The sequence below is a fragment of the Methanolacinia petrolearia DSM 11571 genome (assembly GCF_000147875.1).
In the GTDB taxonomy this organism is placed as follows: Archaea; Halobacteriota; Methanomicrobia; order Methanomicrobiales; family Methanomicrobiaceae; genus Methanolacinia; species Methanolacinia petrolearia.
The window spans coordinates 980,505-997,673 of record NC_014507.1 but is presented as its reverse complement, the minus strand read 5'-3'; the positions used below and the strand labels follow the sequence as shown (position 1 = coordinate 997,673).

At 54.4% G+C, this 17,169-nt stretch carries 17 protein-coding genes; 4 read left to right on the top strand and 13 right to left on the bottom strand.

Annotated features, from left to right (window positions below):
* Positions 1-71: 71 nt before the first annotated feature.
* From MPET_RS05065 to MPET_RS05010, 12 genes are read right to left on the bottom strand one after another with little or no spacing between them, the layout of a single operon-like run.
* Positions 72-791, bottom strand: a complete 720-nt coding sequence (locus MPET_RS05065) for a class I SAM-dependent methyltransferase (RefSeq protein WP_013328934.1) — start codon at positions 789-791, stop codon at positions 72-74.
* A complete protein-coding gene (locus MPET_RS05060) occupies positions 784-1,782 on the bottom strand; it encodes an AAA family ATPase (RefSeq protein WP_013328933.1) in 999 nt (332 codons plus the stop codon). Before MPET_RS05060 ends, MPET_RS05065 begins: the two co-directional genes overlap by 8 nt.
* Positions 1,769-2,500, bottom strand: a complete 732-nt coding sequence (locus tag MPET_RS05055) for a 4-phosphopantoate--beta-alanine ligase (RefSeq protein WP_013328932.1) — start codon at positions 2,498-2,500, stop codon at positions 1,769-1,771. The genes MPET_RS05060 and MPET_RS05055 overlap by 14 nt, the downstream gene beginning before the upstream one ends.
* Complete coding sequence (locus MPET_RS05050; RefSeq protein WP_013328931.1) at positions 2,497-3,369, bottom strand: GHMP family kinase ATP-binding protein; 873 nt, start codon at positions 3,367-3,369, stop codon at positions 2,497-2,499. The genes MPET_RS05055 and MPET_RS05050 overlap by 4 nt, the downstream gene beginning before the upstream one ends.
* Positions 3,345-4,496, bottom strand: coding sequence for a bifunctional phosphopantothenoylcysteine decarboxylase/phosphopantothenate--cysteine ligase CoaBC (coaBC, locus tag MPET_RS05045; RefSeq protein ID WP_013328930.1), 1,152 nt, complete (start codon positions 4,494-4,496; stop codon positions 3,345-3,347). Before coaBC ends, MPET_RS05050 begins: the two co-directional genes overlap by 25 nt.
* Complete coding sequence (locus MPET_RS05040) at positions 4,493-5,383, bottom strand: class I SAM-dependent methyltransferase (RefSeq protein WP_013328929.1); 891 nt, start codon at positions 5,381-5,383, stop codon at positions 4,493-4,495. Before MPET_RS05040 ends, coaBC begins: the two co-directional genes overlap by 4 nt.
* A gap of 6 nt (positions 5,384-5,389) precedes the next feature.
* On the bottom strand, positions 5,390-6,433 hold the full coding sequence (locus tag MPET_RS05035; protein ID WP_013328928.1) for a 60S ribosomal export protein NMD3: 1,044 nt from the start codon (positions 6,431-6,433) through the stop codon (positions 5,390-5,392).
* A 3-nt stretch (positions 6,434-6,436) separates the two neighbouring features.
* Positions 6,437-6,724: a DUF424 domain-containing protein gene (locus MPET_RS05030; RefSeq protein WP_048130664.1), complete on the bottom strand. Its 288-nt coding sequence runs from the start codon at positions 6,722-6,724 to the stop codon at positions 6,437-6,439.
* Positions 6,725-6,782: 58 nt separating this feature from the next.
* Positions 6,783-7,610: a TatD family hydrolase gene (locus MPET_RS05025; protein ID WP_013328926.1), complete on the bottom strand. Its 828-nt coding sequence runs from the start codon at positions 7,608-7,610 to the stop codon at positions 6,783-6,785.
* Positions 7,611-7,621: 11 nt separating this feature from the next.
* Positions 7,622-7,948 (bottom strand): dihydroneopterin aldolase family protein, encoded by a 327-nt coding sequence (locus tag MPET_RS05020; protein ID WP_013328925.1) that lies wholly within the window; start codon positions 7,946-7,948, stop codon positions 7,622-7,624.
* A 39-nt stretch (positions 7,949-7,987) separates the two neighbouring features.
* Positions 7,988-10,108 carry a minichromosome maintenance protein MCM gene (locus MPET_RS05015; protein WP_013328924.1) on the bottom strand — a complete coding sequence of 707 codons (2,121 nt, stop codon included), beginning with the start codon at positions 10,106-10,108 and terminating at the stop codon, positions 7,988-7,990.
* 25 nt (positions 10,109-10,133) lie between these two features.
* A complete protein-coding gene (locus MPET_RS05010; protein WP_013328923.1) occupies positions 10,134-11,108 on the bottom strand; it encodes a replication factor C small subunit in 975 nt (324 codons plus the stop codon).
* A 174-nt stretch (positions 11,109-11,282) separates the two neighbouring features.
* Between MPET_RS05010 and MPET_RS05005 the strand changes: the two genes are divergently transcribed.
* From MPET_RS05005 to MPET_RS04990, 4 genes are all read left to right on the top strand, one after another.
* Complete coding sequence (locus MPET_RS05005; protein WP_013328922.1) at positions 11,283-12,002, top strand: hypothetical protein; 720 nt, start codon at positions 11,283-11,285, stop codon at positions 12,000-12,002.
* 35 nt (positions 12,003-12,037) lie between these two features.
* Positions 12,038-12,793 (top strand): metallophosphoesterase, encoded by a 756-nt coding sequence (locus MPET_RS05000; RefSeq protein ID WP_013328921.1) that lies wholly within the window; start codon positions 12,038-12,040, stop codon positions 12,791-12,793.
* A gap of 1 nt (position 12,794) precedes the next feature.
* Positions 12,795-15,482: a DEAD/DEAH box helicase gene (locus tag MPET_RS04995; RefSeq protein ID WP_013328920.1), complete on the top strand. Its 2,688-nt coding sequence runs from the start codon at positions 12,795-12,797 to the stop codon at positions 15,480-15,482.
* A 350-nt stretch (positions 15,483-15,832) separates the two neighbouring features.
* The gene (locus tag MPET_RS04990; RefSeq protein ID WP_013328919.1) at positions 15,833-16,510 is read left to right on the top strand and encodes an SOS response-associated peptidase; all 678 of its coding nucleotides are present in this window, start codon (positions 15,833-15,835) and stop codon (positions 16,508-16,510) included.
* A 22-nt stretch (positions 16,511-16,532) separates the two neighbouring features.
* Here MPET_RS04990 and MPET_RS04985 read toward each other — a convergent pair whose 3' ends face one another.
* Complete coding sequence (locus MPET_RS04985) at positions 16,533-17,108, bottom strand: hypothetical protein (protein WP_013328918.1); 576 nt, start codon at positions 17,106-17,108, stop codon at positions 16,533-16,535.
* Between the last annotated feature and the right edge of the window lie 61 nt (positions 17,109-17,169).

Here is a 17,169-nt window from a genome sequence, read left to right as displayed (position 1 = left end):
GCGGCGAGGGGTTGTCAAAAGTGGTGGAATATAATCTTTATAACCATGCAGATTAGCGAAGAGCCATAAAATTATTCTTTCTTTTCCGGTTTTCTCCCGGAAGCACACAGGTTGAATGCAAGATAGGGCATCCTGCTCTCGATAAACGGCTCCATCTTTTTTGACAGGTAATAGACGGACGGCCTCAGGTCGACATGGGCGAAAGAGCGCCTGAAGACATTCGTATCGACAAATCCTACATCTTCAAGAAGTTTTTTGATCTCTTCCTCCTTGTAATAATGTTCGCTGAAATACGCCATTCCGACCCGTTTCACGTTCAGCTTTTCCCCTATCCTGTATGCCGCCGGGACCATCGACGTAAAGATATTCCTCCCGAGGGTGCAGATAGACAACGAACCGCCCGGTTTCAGTACCCTGAACGACTCCTCAAGCATCGACTCCGGGTGCTGGAAATAGGAGAATGCAAGAAGCGACGATACCGCATCGAAGGACTCATTCCTGAAAGGAAGCACCTCCGCGGTTCCCAGAGCGACGTCGGAGACCTTCCTGGTCTTTGCCCTCCTGATCATCCCCTGGCTGATGTCGATCCCTATCGCTTCCCTCCCGGTCTTAAGGTACCGCTGCATGAACAGGCCGGTGCCGCAGCCGATATCAAGGAGCTTTCCATCCTTAGGGAGTGCGGATATTACTCCGTCGCATATGTGGCTGTAGTAGTCGCGGCCGTTGCTGGCATCGTAATGGTTGTCATAATCGTCGGCAACCTTGTCGTAGTGGACCGAGACCTTACTCAAAGGACACCTCCGCAATTATCTCTGCAAGTGCCGCGTTCACCTGGACAAATTCATTGCCCGCATGGCAGAGCCTGCTGTCCGCATCCGCAAGTGCGATTGCGATCCTCTTATCGTTATACTCGAGGTTTGCGACCTTCGAGATCTCGGATATGACCTCACTGCCCGAGAGCCCGTACTCTATCATCAGCATCTCCGCTGATTCCTTTGCCTTCTGGAAGTTGCGGTCTTTCATTGCCGAAAAGAGCGACCTGGCGATCATTTCGGTCTCCGAACCAGAGATATCCGCAAGATCCAGGCTTCCTCCCTTCATTACGAACAGCTGGAGGTACGTGACGGCTTTTCTGCAGTCCCCTTTTGCAGAGCCTGCTATGAACTCGAGATCCTCCTCGGATATAGCGAACCCGGCGCCCGCATCATACGGTATCTCCTTTAAAACCGAGATTATTTCTTCGTTATCGAGGGGCCTGAAAAACAGCGGAAGACATCTCGATGCGATTGCCGGGATGACCGAGGTCTGCTGTTGCGTCATCAGAACAAACCGGCAGGTGGCACTGTATTTCTCCATGATTCTTCGCAGGGCCGCCTGTGCGTCGAAGGGAAGGAGGTGGGCCTCTTCAAATGCGATTATCTTGAACTCCGCGTTGAACGGCTTCATGGAGGCGTACCAGCGGACTATACGCTTGAAGTTCGAGAGAACGCTCTCATCTTTTTTATACAGGTGGGAGAACTTGTCCATATTCTCAAGCCATGATTTTCCGTGGCGGAACAGTGCTCCCGATTCGATTATCGTTAAATTATCTGCAGAATACTCCCCGTAGATCCCCCTCGCAAGGCACTCCAGTGCACAGCTTTTCCCTGTCCCGTGCGGGCCGAAGAGCAGAAGATGAGGCAGTTTCGAGCTGGCTACAAAACCTTCGAGATGGCCTCTAACCTCGTCCTGCCCTTTTATTTCTGAAAATTTCGTCGGCCTGTATTTTTCAATCCATAGCATTGGTGAGGTTCCCCATTATCTCATTCACTGCTGAGTTGAGGAAATATTTGTTGTCAATACTCCTTATTAGCTTCTTAATCTCATCGCTGTCCAGCCGGCCGCAGGCTTCGGTGATATTCGGAATGGCACGCGTGATCTCATCAACTATGGTGAGTGTCGCGGTCTTCGCGGTTCGTGAGAGCGGGTTTAAGTCTATTGTAATAACGGTCTTTCCCATGTCCACAAGGGCGGAGCAGCGGTCGCCGTCTTCGAGCGGGACGAGGATTACATCGCAGCTGTAGATCCCCTCCCTAAGGCATAGCGCCCTGTCGTGGGAGAGCGGGAGCAGTCTCTCGAATTCTCCCTTAAGAACAGTAACTCCTTCATCCTCGAGGAGTGAGGTTATCTTTTCGACCCTCTCTTCCGTCCGGTGGAAGAGGTTCACCTCGACTGCCGCCCCGGTCGCCTTCTGGAGATCGGCGATCTCCTTTGCCGCAAGTGCCGCCGTATTTCCGTTTACGGATATTACCGGCTTCTTTGCATTGAGGAATAGGGCTGCCGCGGTTTTTTCCGCGAGAAGCGCACTTTCCGTCGTCTTCTCCCCGATGAGGTAATCGAATGCCTCTCCTCTTCCATGGGAGCCGACGCCCTCCATTGCCACGATCCCTTTCAGGGCAGCATCGGCGATCCTCTCTCTCATTACAAGCGAACGGTATCTCGGGTGATCTTCAGGTATCATTTTTTATCTCCTCCATCTCCGGTGAATCCGGTCTTCGACATGTGCATCTCTTCAGGCGTTCCGAAATCCCGGAAGACGGCGAACGCCCTACTCCCGTAAGCAGCGACCCCGTTTCCGAGCATTGTCATGAATGCCGGGATCTTCCCTGAAGCACAGGCGGAAAGGACATCACATACTTCAGGGGTGACGAATCCGGATCTTTCGGAGAACTCGCCTGCCGTCCGGAAGAACTCCTCAGGGCTCCCCGGGCAACTTCCCGAATAGGCATCTTCGATCCTCTTTACGGCATTCTCCTCCCCGAGAACGCCTGCTGTGGGGAGCGGCCCGAAGTTCAGGACGAATATCGGCTGCTCCATATCGTAGCGCCTGATGATCTCTCCTTTCAGGCCGGGGCTTCTCCGGCATACATAGCCTCCGCCAGCGATCGCGGGGACGTCCCCGAGGCCGGTCCTGAGGGATACTTCAGTCTCGTATGCGATTCTGAATATCTGCTCTTTCGACAGGCGGGTCCCGGTGACCCGTGACGCCGCCGCAAGCGAGGATACGATCGCGGCGCCGCTGAGGCCGAAGCCTGACTCGGGGGGAAGATCGCTTCTCGTAACGATCTCCCCGGTTATTCCTGCGGTTTTAAGCGCATGTTCCACGGGCGAGGAGCCTTCGACAGTCTTCAGGACAGATCCGTCGCTGCCGGTATACAGGCAGGTGACCTTGATCTCGTCCGATGGAACGGCTGTCGATCCCACTCCCCTGTCGATCACGATCCCGCCGCCGACACTCCCCGGCAGGCCTTCGGCAGCTATGAATACGGGCTTAAACCATCCCGATATATGTCCCGGGCAAAAGGCTACAGCTTCCCGATCTCTTTCCATATCGCCGCCGCAATCTCCTCTTTTTTCCCCTCAACACTGCTTTCGCCACCGGAAGTCACGAGGGTGTAACTGCCGGTCTCCCCTCCCATCGATTCAGGGGTATTTACAGCAACGAGGGAGACCCCCGACCCGATCAATTCTTTCGCCTTCTCCATCTCGTTCCAGCCGAGTTTGAAGGCGATGACCTTTGTCCCGGGGTTCTTAAGCACCTCGTCGACAAGTTTGGGAAGTGTCTTCAGCCTGATCGCCGTGGGAGTTCCGCTCGGGATCTTCCCTTCGAATTTTTCCGGTGCAAAGTCGGAGATCGCCGCAGCACTTACATAATAGCCGGGATTTTCGTTTTCCAGGATATCCAGTACGGCCTCTCTCATCTCGGAGGCGCTCCTGATCCCGATATTCCTGACGAGCGGGATCTCCTCCCCGCCGTGCACCACCGTGACATCCGCACCGAGCCTGAACGCGGCAAGAGCCATCTCCCGGCCCATCGCTCCGCTCGACCTCGTCGTCATCACCCTGACATCGTCGATCTCTTCGACGCATGCTCCGGAGGTGATCAGCACCTTCTCTCCCGCAAGCGGCATTCCCGAAAGCTCCCTCTCGACAGTAAGGACGATCTCCTGCATCGAGGGGATCTTCGCCTTGTTCTCCTCCATCAGCGGGGAGAGGACGGTAATATCCCAGCCTTCGAGCTTTGCAATCGCGTCCCTGACCGCCGGGTGGTTGTACATGCTCTCGTGCATCGCAGGGACTACGACGACCGGCATACCTCTTCCTATCGCGGTCGTGGCGAAGGTAGTAACCGGCGTGTCGTCGATTCCCGCTGCTATCTTGCAGATCGTATTTGCAGTCGCAGGAGCGATCAGGAGCAGGTCCGCCTCCCCGCCGATCCCGCAGTATTTTACGTGCTCGATCATGCCCGAGATCGAGGTGATTGCAGGGAAGTCGCAGGCATAAGTGAGTGCATCCGGATGGATTATTCCGCAGGCCGCTTTGCTCATGACTCCCCTCACCGACGCACCCTTTCTCCTCAGTTCGCGTGCGAGTTTTATGACCTCGACCGCTGCGATGCTGCCCGTAACACCGAGGACTATCATCTTGTTCTCAAGTGTCCGGAGTTTTTCCTTCATTCAAGCCTCACGTCCTGCACCGTATGCCAGCTCCCGGGAGAATATTTTTTCACTTTCCTGAGCGTGACTGTTGCTGAAAAACCATATTCTCCTGCGGCATCTATAATCTTGTCATTGCCGTCGCCAGTGCCGCCGTCGATTGCGTGGAGATGGATCGTTCCGCCGCTTTTCATATGCGGGAGGATATTGCCGAGCATCGAAGGTGCATCGAAATGGCCCATCACAGCCCTGTCATATTCGCCTTTCAGGAGATCCCGGCAGTCCCCGTTCTCTGCCGTGACGTTTTCGCCGACACAGTTTTCGGCAATATTCTCCTTGAGGTAACCGAATGAAACCGGATTGATCTCCATCGCGTGTACGAATGCCCCGGCCTTTGCCATCGGGATCGTGAAATACCCGATCCCCGCGAACATGTCGGCGACCCTCTCCCCTGTGGGAGCCATGCCGACATACTCTGCCATCCTCTTCTTCTCCTCGCGGTTGCCCTGCGCAAACATCACCTTCGAGGGATCGAGCCTGAAGCTGTATCCTTCCTCCCTGTGAAGAACGTCGCACGACTCGCCGTAGAGCGTCTCCGCCTCAGGGAGCCGCATGATCTCCCTGTAATTCTTTATGTACAGGACGGCACGGGGATTCTTCCATTCGATAAGACCCTTCAGGTCGGAATCATCCGGCCTCTCACCGTGGAAGACCGCGATATCGCCGATCATCTGGTATCCCCTTCCCCTGTAGGGTCGTCTTTCGTCGAGCTGTGTGTCGGCCGGATAGCCTGTTCTTACCGGGACATATGCCGTATCGCCGGAGACGAAGGGCTTCCTGTTCTTGTCAACCCATTCGTCCGCCATCGCGGCCGCAAGTGAATCCAGCAGAATCTTTCTGGCCCGCATATCTCTCTAACCCAGGAGTATGATCGCGTCTTTTTCCCTGTCGCGGATGAACCGGACCTCGGTGCCTTCGGTGACCTCGAGCCAGGGCCTTCTGATACATTCAATATTCACGTATGTCTTCGGGTCGAGCATCCCGAAGGTGTCGTTCTCCCTGTATGCAACGAAGGCGGTCTCCGAGTCGAGAACGTTTCCCACGAGCCGTGCGGGTTCGTTCTCGTTGACGTACCTGATCTCGCCGTTCTGCAGGTCGAAGAGCTTCATGTTTCCGGATTCGTTTGACCGGAGCTCGAAATATTCTTTTCCAATCTCAAGGATGTCGCCACGCCTGAACTTCGGCAGCCTCACAGGGTATGTTATCCTGTAGACCTGCTTTCCGTTCTTCTCCCCGATGAGTTTTGGGTGCCGCGAATATTTTCCGCCCAGCCGATTCTTGATCTCCTTGGCTATCGACTCTCCGATCGTATGGCTGCTGATGACGATATCGACGCCGTCTCTGGTCTCTTCAGTCTTCGTTATGAACGAGAGGCGGTCGCCGCTGTTCTGGCAGGAGTCTTCAACAGTGTAGGCGATCTCGATTGCCTTCGCCTTCTCCCAGTCGTCCGGCTTCCTGCCGTCCGCCCTGACCTGTATGACCCCGGCATAGTAGTTCCCGGACAGCCTGCTGCACCGGTCGCACTGCTCGCCGATCCATACAATCAGGATGTTGCACGACTGCTCAACCTGAATCCCGTATAGCGTGGCTTCGACTGTCACTTTCACGCTGGTCCTGTTCGGGGTCGGGTCGTGGTGAGAGAGGGTGACTTTGATATCTTCGACGTCCTCGTGGAGCTTTACTCCCGACATCGCAAGCTCCCCGATCAGGCTCTCCCTCTCGAGGTGGCTGTCAGTCCAGATGCTTCCCGTTTTCAGGGACCCGCAGGTGGGGCATTGAGTACACTGGACACGCGGCTGGCAGATCATCCACTCGGTCTCTTCGACCCTGCAGTTGCTGCAGAGGCCCTCTTCCGTAGGTCTGCCGCATTTTGGGCATATATTCTGCTTAATATCCATATTTTATAAGATCTGGATGTGCGGGATATCGCCGATCATGAGGCAGGACTCCTGCTCCGCCGCCCCGCATCTGATTGCGACGGATACTACTTTTATGCCCACCAGGTTGGCGTTTTCAGCTTCCTTTAACGCAGTTATGAGTTCTTCTTCAGTTGCCGGGGTATTGCCGTAAAACTTCTCATCGACAAAGAACTCGATATCGCCGAAGGTCAGAGTCCGGTTGAGAAGTTCACGATCGCACGCGGCAACGATCTCTCCCTTGCCGGGCATCTTGTATATTCGGAGATACATTGTATATTAATCGCTTCGATCGGTTAAACTGCTTTGGTAGCAGCAATTGCGGTATTAATCACAGCGTGATCTCCACGCCGTAGATCTTCTCGGGATTGTCTTTGTGTATCCTGAATGCGGTCTCTTCGTCGATCGAACCGCAGTCAAGCATCTTTCTCGTATACCGCGGGACCGATCTCGGGCCGATTACAGATCCGGGCCTCTCGTTGTCGTCCATGTAGTCGCTCTCCATCGTCATGAGCCTCCCTGCGTTTGCCATCCCCGGTATCGCCTCGTGCTTTGCGAGCATCGACGGGGTGAGCGGGGTCTCGGGGATTGCGAAGTGCTTGACGACCCTGTAGACCGGCATTTTTGCATCCTCCGCCATCTTTACGACATCAGAGCACGGTCCGCTCTCGGCATGGATCTGGAGTGCACACCCGCAATCCGCGGCAAGTTCGATTGCGTGCATGAGCACCCTGTTCGAGGAGTTCAGGATCTCGTCTTCGACAGGATAGTGCGGTCTCCCGTTTTTGAGTGCAACGGCCTTGCCCTCCTTTACATATTCCCCCGCAATCGAGAGGGCGTCGCACATGATCTTCTCGATCTCTTCGAGAGGGAGCCTGTCTGTCATCCTCGTCATCTCGGCCGGATGGACGCCGAGGATCGGGAATGCGGTTACTCCCTCCTCTTTGATCATCATGGCGGTTTTGATGGTCGCCTCGAAGACATCGATAAAATCCTCCCCGCGTGATGGTGCGATCCCGTGCGACCACGACGGCTTTGTGACGAGAAACATATGTGTCCCGCCGGATCTTTTGAAATCTTTTACCGCCTCCATCCCGCGGCCGTTAACGGGATCGATATGGATGTGGTCGTCGGTTATGGGGATCTGCGGGGGTTTCATGGTTTATTGTTTTATTCTATGCTGATAATCTTCATCAGCGGGTATTCGTTCTCGAGTGCAAGCTTCGCATGGCATACTGCGTCGCCGACCTTCGTGGTGATCGAGACATCGAACATCTTCCCGGCGAGTTCACTGTAGCCGAATGAGTTGAGGACCATTAGTCCGGTATCGATCCTGACTTTGATATCCGTTACAAAGGGCTGGAGCCCGACGGCTTTTTCGATTGCAGTCTCTACGGTATGTGCGGTCTCCGGCGAGATGGGTGTCCCGACCCACTGGTGGTAGAGTGCCCCTAGTTTTATTCCCGCTTCGAATGCGGCCTGTATCTTATCGTCCATATTATCACGAATCTTGATTTTTTTCTTTTGCTTTCTTATTTATATTAATTTGATAATTCCGTGCCTCGGCTCCATCGCCTCTCCGGTCCGGAGCATGTCGTCGATCCTCTTCCTTACATCGTCCTTGTGGTGGCCCTTCTGCTCCATGGTCTCGATGACGACATCGATCTTTGCATAGCCCGATTCATCGGCTGTGCTGCGGATGGTCTCCTTTATCTCCCTGATAATGTCGCGCCTCTGCTTGGGAATGCCGGTCACGAGTTTGTCGATGTCGAACGTGCCGCTGTTCGGGTCGTATGCGACATCCTTTAAGCACCTGTCGACGATCCTGACGACTCTCTCTGCGTCCTCTTCTTCGATCCTGGTACTGAGCCTGAGCCTGGCGCTCGCTTCCCCGAGCCTGACGAGTGCTTCCAGCTGCCTTGCAGTCACAGGGACCGGTTTGTTCTCGTCGGCAAGACCTCTCAGGTTGAGGTAGTAGTGCATGAGCTGCTCCTTTGCCTCGTCGGTGAGGATCGGGAAGCAGTTCCTCTTTGCATACGCAATGTATTTCCTGAACAGCCCCGGTTCGATCTCCGGCGTAACAGGTTTCAACGCCTGCTCGATGTAGTCAGAATCGACACCTTCGATCGGCTCTTTCTTTATATGCTCGATCAGTTCCCCTACCCTGTGCGACTTCAGGATGTGCTCACCGATCGCACGGTCGAGCGCTTCGTTGGGCTGGTCCTTCATGACGAATATCAGGTCGAAACGGGAGAGGAGCGACGGCGGCATGTTGATCTGTTCCGCCATCGGTGCGTACTCGTCGAACCGTCCCATCTTCGGGTTCGCCGCACCGAGCAGTGCGCATCTCGACTTCAGGGTGGCGGTGATTCCGGCCTTCGCGATCGAGATCGACTGCTGTTCCATCGCCTCGTGCAGTGCACTCCGGTCCTCCCTCGCCATCTTGTCCATCTCATCCACTGCCGCGATACCCATATCCGCAAGGACGAGAGCACCTGCCTCAAGGGTCCACCTTCCGTCGCCGAACTCGTCCTTGACGGCCGTTGCAGTGAGACCAGCGGATGTCGAAGATTTTCCGCTCGTATAGATTCCGCGTGGCGAGAGTTTTATGACATATCTCAGCATCTGCGACTTTGCAATACCCGGGTCACCTACGAGGAGCATATGGATGTCGCCCCTGAGGTGGCTTCCGTCGGGCAGCTCCTTCATGATACCGCCGAAGAGGATCAGCGATATCGCCTCCTTGACCTCTTCGTTTCCGTAGATGGACGGTGCGATCGAGCTTGCAAATTTCCTGTAGACCTCGTGATCCTTACTCAGTTCTACGATCGCCTTTTCGTCCTCGTCGCTGATGTTTACTTCCTCGAACTCCTTTTCGCCCATCTCGATCGAGTTCGCCTCGATGTATATGTCAAAGAGGGAGCTCTTGTTCCCGTAGGACACCCGCTGGATCGATCGCAGGATTCCGTTGATTATTATCCTGTCGCCGGGTGCGGCAAGTGCGACGAGATCGTCGGTCACGTCAACGTCGATCGTCTGCGGCTGCTCTCCGCCCCTGAGACCCTCGGGCGATTCCTGGATTCGTATCTTCTGGACGTCCACGAACTTCGAGAGCGACGGGACGATCTCCATCTTGGTCTGCCGCTCGCACTGGGTGCACGGCCTGTAGGGCTCCTGGAATTTTCCATATCCCTGTTTTATGGGCGGGGTGAGCGTTCCGCACTGGAGACACCGGAAGACGGCATAGGTCAGGCGGGGCCGGACCTCGGTGACCTTCCTGACGATACCCTCGACCGAGATATAGGTATTGATATCGTCCGCCCTGATGTCCCTTACCGCGACCTTCTTCGGGAGCCCGGTGAAACGGATGTTAATGAAGTCGGCCTTTTCCTCTTCGTCCCGGGTAAAGATCAGGTTGTAGTTCTTTACCGCATCCCTGACATCCTCGATGACTTTTCCGGGATTCCTGAGGAGTTCATCCGCGAGTTCAAGACCTTTTTTTCCGTGCTTCTCCAGCTTGCGGTAGTCGATTATAAGGGATTTTTTGTGCGGGAACTCCCTTGCGATCTCGCCGAGCTCCGCCTTGTAATGCTTCTTTAAAAAGCGGTTCCAGTCTCCCGCCTTGTCGGTTATCTTTACCTCTTCTTCTTCGGCCACCTGTTAACCTCCTGGTTCTCCGTCCTTATTTGACGCTGTTCTCTGCACTGAGAATGCACTTTGCAAGCAGGGCTTCCATCTGGATGTTCGGGTTCGCCCCCTCGCTGATCCTGAAGTCAGCATCTCCGAGATGGCTGATCATCTCGACCTTCATCTTTCTGTCGATCTCCTGGTTGTCTATAAGAGTCCTGTAGAACTGGTTGAGAAGTTCGAGCGGGGCGATCCCCCTCCCCGTGATGAGTCCGTTTAGTTTGTGCTCCGCGGCATTAAAGTTGCCGTCCATTATTATACTGAGAAGCTCCCTGATCTCGTCCGGTCTTGCGGTCGACGTGATCTCGTAGATCATCTCCTCTTTTATCTCAGGGCTTATGATCGCTCCGCCCTGGAGTGCGTTTATCGCCTTCCTCATGTCGCCCTGTGCGACGTAGATAATTGCACTCATGGCGTCTTCGGTTATGCTGAGCCCTTCGGTCTTTGCGATCCTGTTGAGTTCCTCTGTTACCGCCTCCCTGTCGAGCGGCCTGAAGCGGTATAGTGCGCACCTGCTCTGGATGGGGTCGATGATCTTCGAGGAGTAGTTGCACGAGAGGATGAACCTGCACGTATATGCATAGTTCTCCATCGTTCTCCTTAGCGCCGCCTGCGCATCGTTCGTGAGTGCGTCGGCCTCGTCGAGGAAGAGGATCTTGAACTCCGCACCGCCCATCGGCGCCGTCCGTGCGAACTGCTTGATCTGGTTTCGTACCACGTCGATTCCCCTCTCGTCCGATGCGTTCAGTTCCCTGAAGTTGACCTGCCAGTTCTCCCCGAAGAACTCTCTTGCAAGGGCGACCGCAGAGGTTGTCTTGCCGATCCCCGCCGGGCCCGTGAAGAGGAGGTGTGGGAGGCTGCCGGTTTTGACATATGATTTCAGGCGTGCGACGATCTCCTTCTGCCCGACAACGTCGTCAAGAGTCTTCGGCCTGTATTTTTCCGTCCATATCGTATTGTTCTCGTCCATCCGCTATGACCTCTCAAAAGGTAATGCTGTATCAGTGGTGTATTAGTGGTGTATTAATGCTGTATTATTCAGGCAATGTCTTTAGGTTTTGTTTTGATTTATTATGGCATCATCGATCCTATTATTGCATGACGGGTAAGATTTTATTTGTAACTCCGGAGATTTATTTTAAGTATGCTGCATCCTGCAAAAGAGCTGTTCGCCTTTGAATTCAACGAATCGGCAGAGCATGGCGCCGGTGCCGGCGACTGCATCTCGCCTCTCGGGGAGGTGTTCGATACGGTCAGTGTTGCAGGAGCTGTTTCCGGAGTTGAAACATCCCGTGTTTCAGGTAAGGTCACGGCACGAATTTCAGATCCGACAGGCGTCTTCCTCGTGGACGGCGGGAAGAAGGATTCATCAACAGGCAGATCTCTTGCAGGAGCAGAGATTCCCTCGTTCGTTGCGGTTACAGGAAGGGCGGTGGCTGGCGGCGGGATGCATATTATTGCCGAAGCGGTAATTCCCGTAGACAGGAGTGCCCGGGATTCGTGGGCATGTGCGGTCCTCCGGGATACTATCAGGAGGATGGAGGCATCTCTCGATAATGAAAATGCGAAACCGGACTTAAAGGAGATGTGCCGTTACGCCGGCCTTGCCGGGCGTGTCCTTGATGCAGTCTGTGAGTCTTCATCTTCAGGGGAGGAGGGTTCTTCCGGGAGCCAGGATTATTCAGAGAAGATACTGGAGATTATCGATATCCATTCAGGGAAAAAGGGAATGCTGGTCGAAGATCTGGTAAATACCTGTAAATCGTCCGGACTAAGCGAAACGGATATAAAAAGAACAATAGAATCGCTCGTGGAGGATGGCGAGTGCTATCTCCCTGCCGGCGGGTACATAAGGCGGCTGTAGCCGTTTGGTTATTTTATTTTTTGTGGATCAGTAGTATGAAACCCGAATTTCTCCCGGAGGGCCCTGCGTTTGTCGTCGAAGAGGACGACCTGAGGATACTTGTCGTAGCCGACACGCATTTCGGGGCGGAGTCCGAGTTGTCCAGGAAGGGCGTTCATATCATGAGCAACACCCCGGGAAGGCTCAGGAGGCTGCTTGACTGTATAGATGTCTCGGGCGCTGATCTCCTCCTGCTACTCGGGGACGTGAAGGATTCTGTTCCGGTCACATCGTGGCAGGAGAAGAGGGAGATGCCCGAGATCCTGGATGCGATCAGGGCGAAGATCGACCTGAAGGTTCTTCCCGGAAACCACGACGTGGGGATCGAGCTGTTTCTTCGCAAAGACGAACTTCTCCCGAAGACAGGCTGCATGATCAGAAATACCGGCTACATGCACGGGCACACGTTCCCGTCTCCTGAGATTACCGGCGGCCTGATCGTCGTAGGACACCACCACCCTGTCGTTCATCTCTATGACGAAGTCGGCTGCTTCATGAGAGGCGTCCCGTCATTTGTTCTCGCGGAGATAGACGATGAATTGCTCGATATGAAGGGTCTCCGGCCGGGAACCCGCGTCCTCTTCGCCCCGGCATTCTTCGAGCTTGCGGGAGGAATGGACGTCTGCGAAATGAAGAAGAGCGGGCTGAGTCCTCTTTCGAGGTGCATTAAAGAGGAGACCGCCGACGTCTTCCTCGCGGACGGGACATATATCGATACCATAGGAGGGATCATCGCTGCCAAAAGCGATTGATATGCTTGATGCGGAGATCCGGAAGCTTCTCGACAAAAGGAGCTTCGACGAACTCTCCGATACACAGGAGGAGGCGATACCGCCGATCATGCAGGGGCACCATACGCTCTGCATCGCACCGACGGGGACGGGAAAGACCGAGAGTGCGATGCTTCCGGTATTCCACAAGCTCCTCAGGGATGAGAACAGGGGAAGAGGGTTCCGTGCACTTTATATCACTCCGCTCCGGTCGCTGAACCGCGATATCCTCTCGAGGCTCAAATGGTGGTGCGGGGAGCTCGGCCTGACGGTGGGTGTCCGGCACGGCGATACGACGCAGGCGGAGAGGGCACGCCAGTCGCGAAATCCGCCCGACCTCCTGATAACTACACCCGAGACAGTGCAGGCACTCTTCATGGGGAAGAACCTGAGGGAGCACCTGAAGAGCGTCAGGTATGTCGTTATCGACGAGATTCATGAACTTGCCGGAAGCAAAAGGGGAGTCCAGCTCTCGGTGGCCCTCGAGCGGATCGTCGAGCAGGCAGGGGAGTTCCAGAGGATCGCCCTCTCTGCGACTGTCGGAAATCCCGAAGATGTCGCCCGTTTCCTCTGCGGGGAGCGGCCATATCATCTCGTCAACATTCCTTCCGCACCCAGACTTTCCATCGACGTGAAGTACGCGGGAGGCGAGTTTTCTTCACAGGCGAAGTTCGTATCGAAACTTATCGACAGGAACGAATCCGTGTTGATCTTCGTCAACACCCGCACCACTGCGGAGGCGCTCGGCCAGCAGCTCTTCGATCGTGGGGATGTCGAGGTGCACCACGGCTCGCTTTCGAGGGAGGTGAGGATCGAGGCCGAGGAGAAGTTCAAGAACCGGAAGATCAAGGCGTTGATCTGCACATCCTCGATGGAGCTCGGGCTCGACATCGGCCACATCGGGCACGTCCTCCAGTTCGGCTCTCCGCGTGAGGTCTCGCGTCTCCTCCAGCGTGTCGGGCGGGCGGGGCACAGGCTGGATACTGTATCAAGGGGGACTATCCTCGCAACCAGCTTTGACGATCTCGTCGAGTCGCTCGTGATTGCGAAGAAGGCGACATCGAACGAGTGCGAAGACGTGGTGATCCCGGAGAATGCCGCCGACGTTATTGCGAACCAGGTATCTGCGATGGCGCTTGAATATGGTGAGATCCCCGAAGAGAGGATCGTGAAAATTCTTGGCAAGACTGCGGTATTCAATGGTTTCGAACCGCTTCTCGACAGGGTGCTTTCGCAGCTCGAATATCACAGGATGATCCGCCGCGATGCGGGTACGGTCATACGCACCGGACGGTGCAGGAAGTACATGTACTCCAACCTCTCGATGATCCATGACGAGAAGAAGGTGAAGATCTTCGATATCCTGACCCGCCGGACCGTGGGGACGCTGGACGAGTCGTTTGTCATAAGCTGGATTCATACAGGTGCGGTGTTCGTCACCAAGGGCCAGTTGTGGCAGGTTCTCGCGATCGAGGACGGGATGGTGAAGGTCGAACCCGCGGTGAAGATGAGGGGCGAACTGCCGTCGTGGGAAGGCGAGCAGATTCCTGTTCCCTATGCCGTTGCGCAGGAGAGCGGCAGCATCCGCCGGAAGAGGAAGCTCGGCAAGTACGATGCCGACAAGGTTTCGGAGAATTTCATCCTTCAGTTCCTTGACGGAATGGATCACGCCAGGTCACCGGTGGCATCCGACCGGCTGATGACGATCGAGCACTACGACGAAGGTGTCGTGATGAATCTCTGCGGCGGGCACAAGGCGAACGAAGCCCTCGGGCGGTTGATCTCCATCCTTCTCAGCGCAAGATTCGGGACGACGGTAGGGGTCGAGATCGGTGCATACAGGATACTGCTGAGGCTCCCGAGGGAGATCGGTGCGGTAGATGTTCTTGAAACGATAAACTCGATCGATCCGGATCACATCCGCGGACTTCTCGAGATCGCCCTCAAGAGAACTGCCATATTCAGGTGGAAGGTGGTTCAGATCGCCAAGAAATTCGGTGCGATCGATGCGGATGCGGACTACGAGAAGTTCAGTATGCACAAACTGATCGATCTCTTCGAAGGGACCGCGATACAGGAGGAGGCGTTCAGGGAGCTCTTCTCCGATTACATGGACGTGGCGTGTGCGGAACTTATCGTAAAGAGGTTAGTGGCCGGGGATATCGATATCCAGATCGCTCCGCTCTCCGCACTAGGCCGCGAGGGGCTCACTTCATCAAGGGACATGATCCCTCCTCCTGCCACAGACAAGGCCGTAATCAATGCCGTCAAAAGGAGGATCGAGAACGATAATATTATTCTCTTCTGCATGAACTGCCGGAAGTGGAAGAGCAAGACGGTGGTTTCGAGAGTTCCCGACGATGATATTGTATGCCCGGTATGCGGCGCAAGGCTGATCGCCGCGCTTAAGCCGTACGAGGAGCACATGATCGATACCGTCCGGAGGAAAGATAAGTCCGCTGAGGACCGGGCTGTCGAGGTTAAGATGCTCCGGAACGCAAACATAGTTCTTTCAAGCGGGAAGAAAGCCGTCCGCGCTTTTGCTGCAAGGGGCGTGGGGCCCGACACTGCTTCAAGAATTATCGGGACGTTTGCAAACGGCGACCAGTTTTATCTTGAAATCCTTAAAGCAGAGAGAAATTATATCAAAACTCACAGGTTCTGGAATTAATCCCGGCTGCGGTCTGTGCCAGGGATAATTTTTTTATCTTTTGTGAGTAATATGACCCAAAGGCAGGAGTTGTGAGGGTCTGAACTGTGAAAAAATAAATGGAGATTTCTGCTCAACTAAATGTTGCAGAACTCCCTCTTATTTTCGTAATTTTGCCCCCCAAAATTAATTCACCGTAAAGTTCCTCACGACCTGTCTGGGTAGTTTCGTTTTTTTTCCAGTGATCTTCAGTTCAATATTGTTGTTTTTGTTATTCTGGGGTTTGGATCATAATCAGGAAAAGGGAGATCGGGTTCGTTTTCTCGTCGATTAAGAAAAGGTATTTCCCGGAAGGAATAAGAGATAAGGTCATGTGCGGGAGGTTCGCTTTCTTCAATGCGGAAGGGTTCGAGGACGTACACAGAAATTTCAACCCGCTTCCGATCCTTCCTCTTTCCTACAACATCTCGCCGGGAAGAAGCATCCCGGTCGTCTGCCAGGACGGAAACGAAAACCCTGAAGTCGTCTTCGCTAAATGGGGCCTTGTCCCATTCTGGAAGAAGAACGACGAATCGGGAGCATGGCTCATCAACGCCCGCTCCGATTCGCTCACCGAAAAACCGGCCTTCAGGGACAACTTCCGGGAACACAGATGCCTCATTCCTGCGAACGGATTCTACGAGTGGAGACACGAAGGCACGAGGAAGGTTCCCTACTACATCCATTTCGACCGGCCGCTGATCGCATTCGCGGGAATCTACGATACATGGACCGCACCGGAGGGCGACGGGAGGAACTCCTGCTGCATCATAACGGCGGGGGCAAACGCCGAGGTAAAGCAGGTTCACGACAGGATGCCGGCGATCTTGTCTGGGAAGGATTGCAGGAGATGGCTCTCCCCCGGACTTTCACAGGACGACTATCTCGCTATGCTCAGGCCATACCCTGCAGAAGAGACGGAGGTCTACGCCGTCGGTTCGAAGGTGAATTCCCCGGAGGCTGAGGGTCCGGAGCTGACCGAGAGGGTTTATTCCGGAGGCTGGTGGTAGACAAAAATGAAGAAGGTCAGATTTATGCCGCGGCAAAAATGTTCGTCCCGAAAAGGTCACGAACCGTGTTTTTCACTCCCAGGATGACCCAGACCCATTCAGGTTTATAGGGCATCCCTATATCAGGAATCGGCTCGGATACGAAAATGACCGGGACATCATCAATACCCGATTCGGACGCCTTTGAACTTATAACCCGGTAGATTTTGTCCGTCGTTTCCCGGTCGATATCCGTTTCCTCATCGATTCCTACACGGACAGTTCCCAGGCGATCATAACCGTAAGAGAGAACAGGTCCTTCGGGATAGTAGTACGCCTCCATATCCGGATGTGTATCTTCAACAATCAGATCGATATCACCATACCAGTCATTCAGCGCTCTTTTGTCGGGCAGATCTTTGATTATACCGGTGTCGACGACCTCACCGTTTTGATCGTATACCGGAACGTTTCCATAGGCGGCAATGAGGTATTCGGTATAGTCCTCCGACACAATCTGATATGATTTATTTCTCAGTTCATACCCGGAAGCCGCCCCGGACAGGCACAAAACCAGAAAGAATACAATCAACAAATTCAGACAGGATATTTTACTCATAATATCCTTTCCCTGTGCCGGAACCAGTTTTCGATCTCCATAAAATACGCTTCCTGTAAAT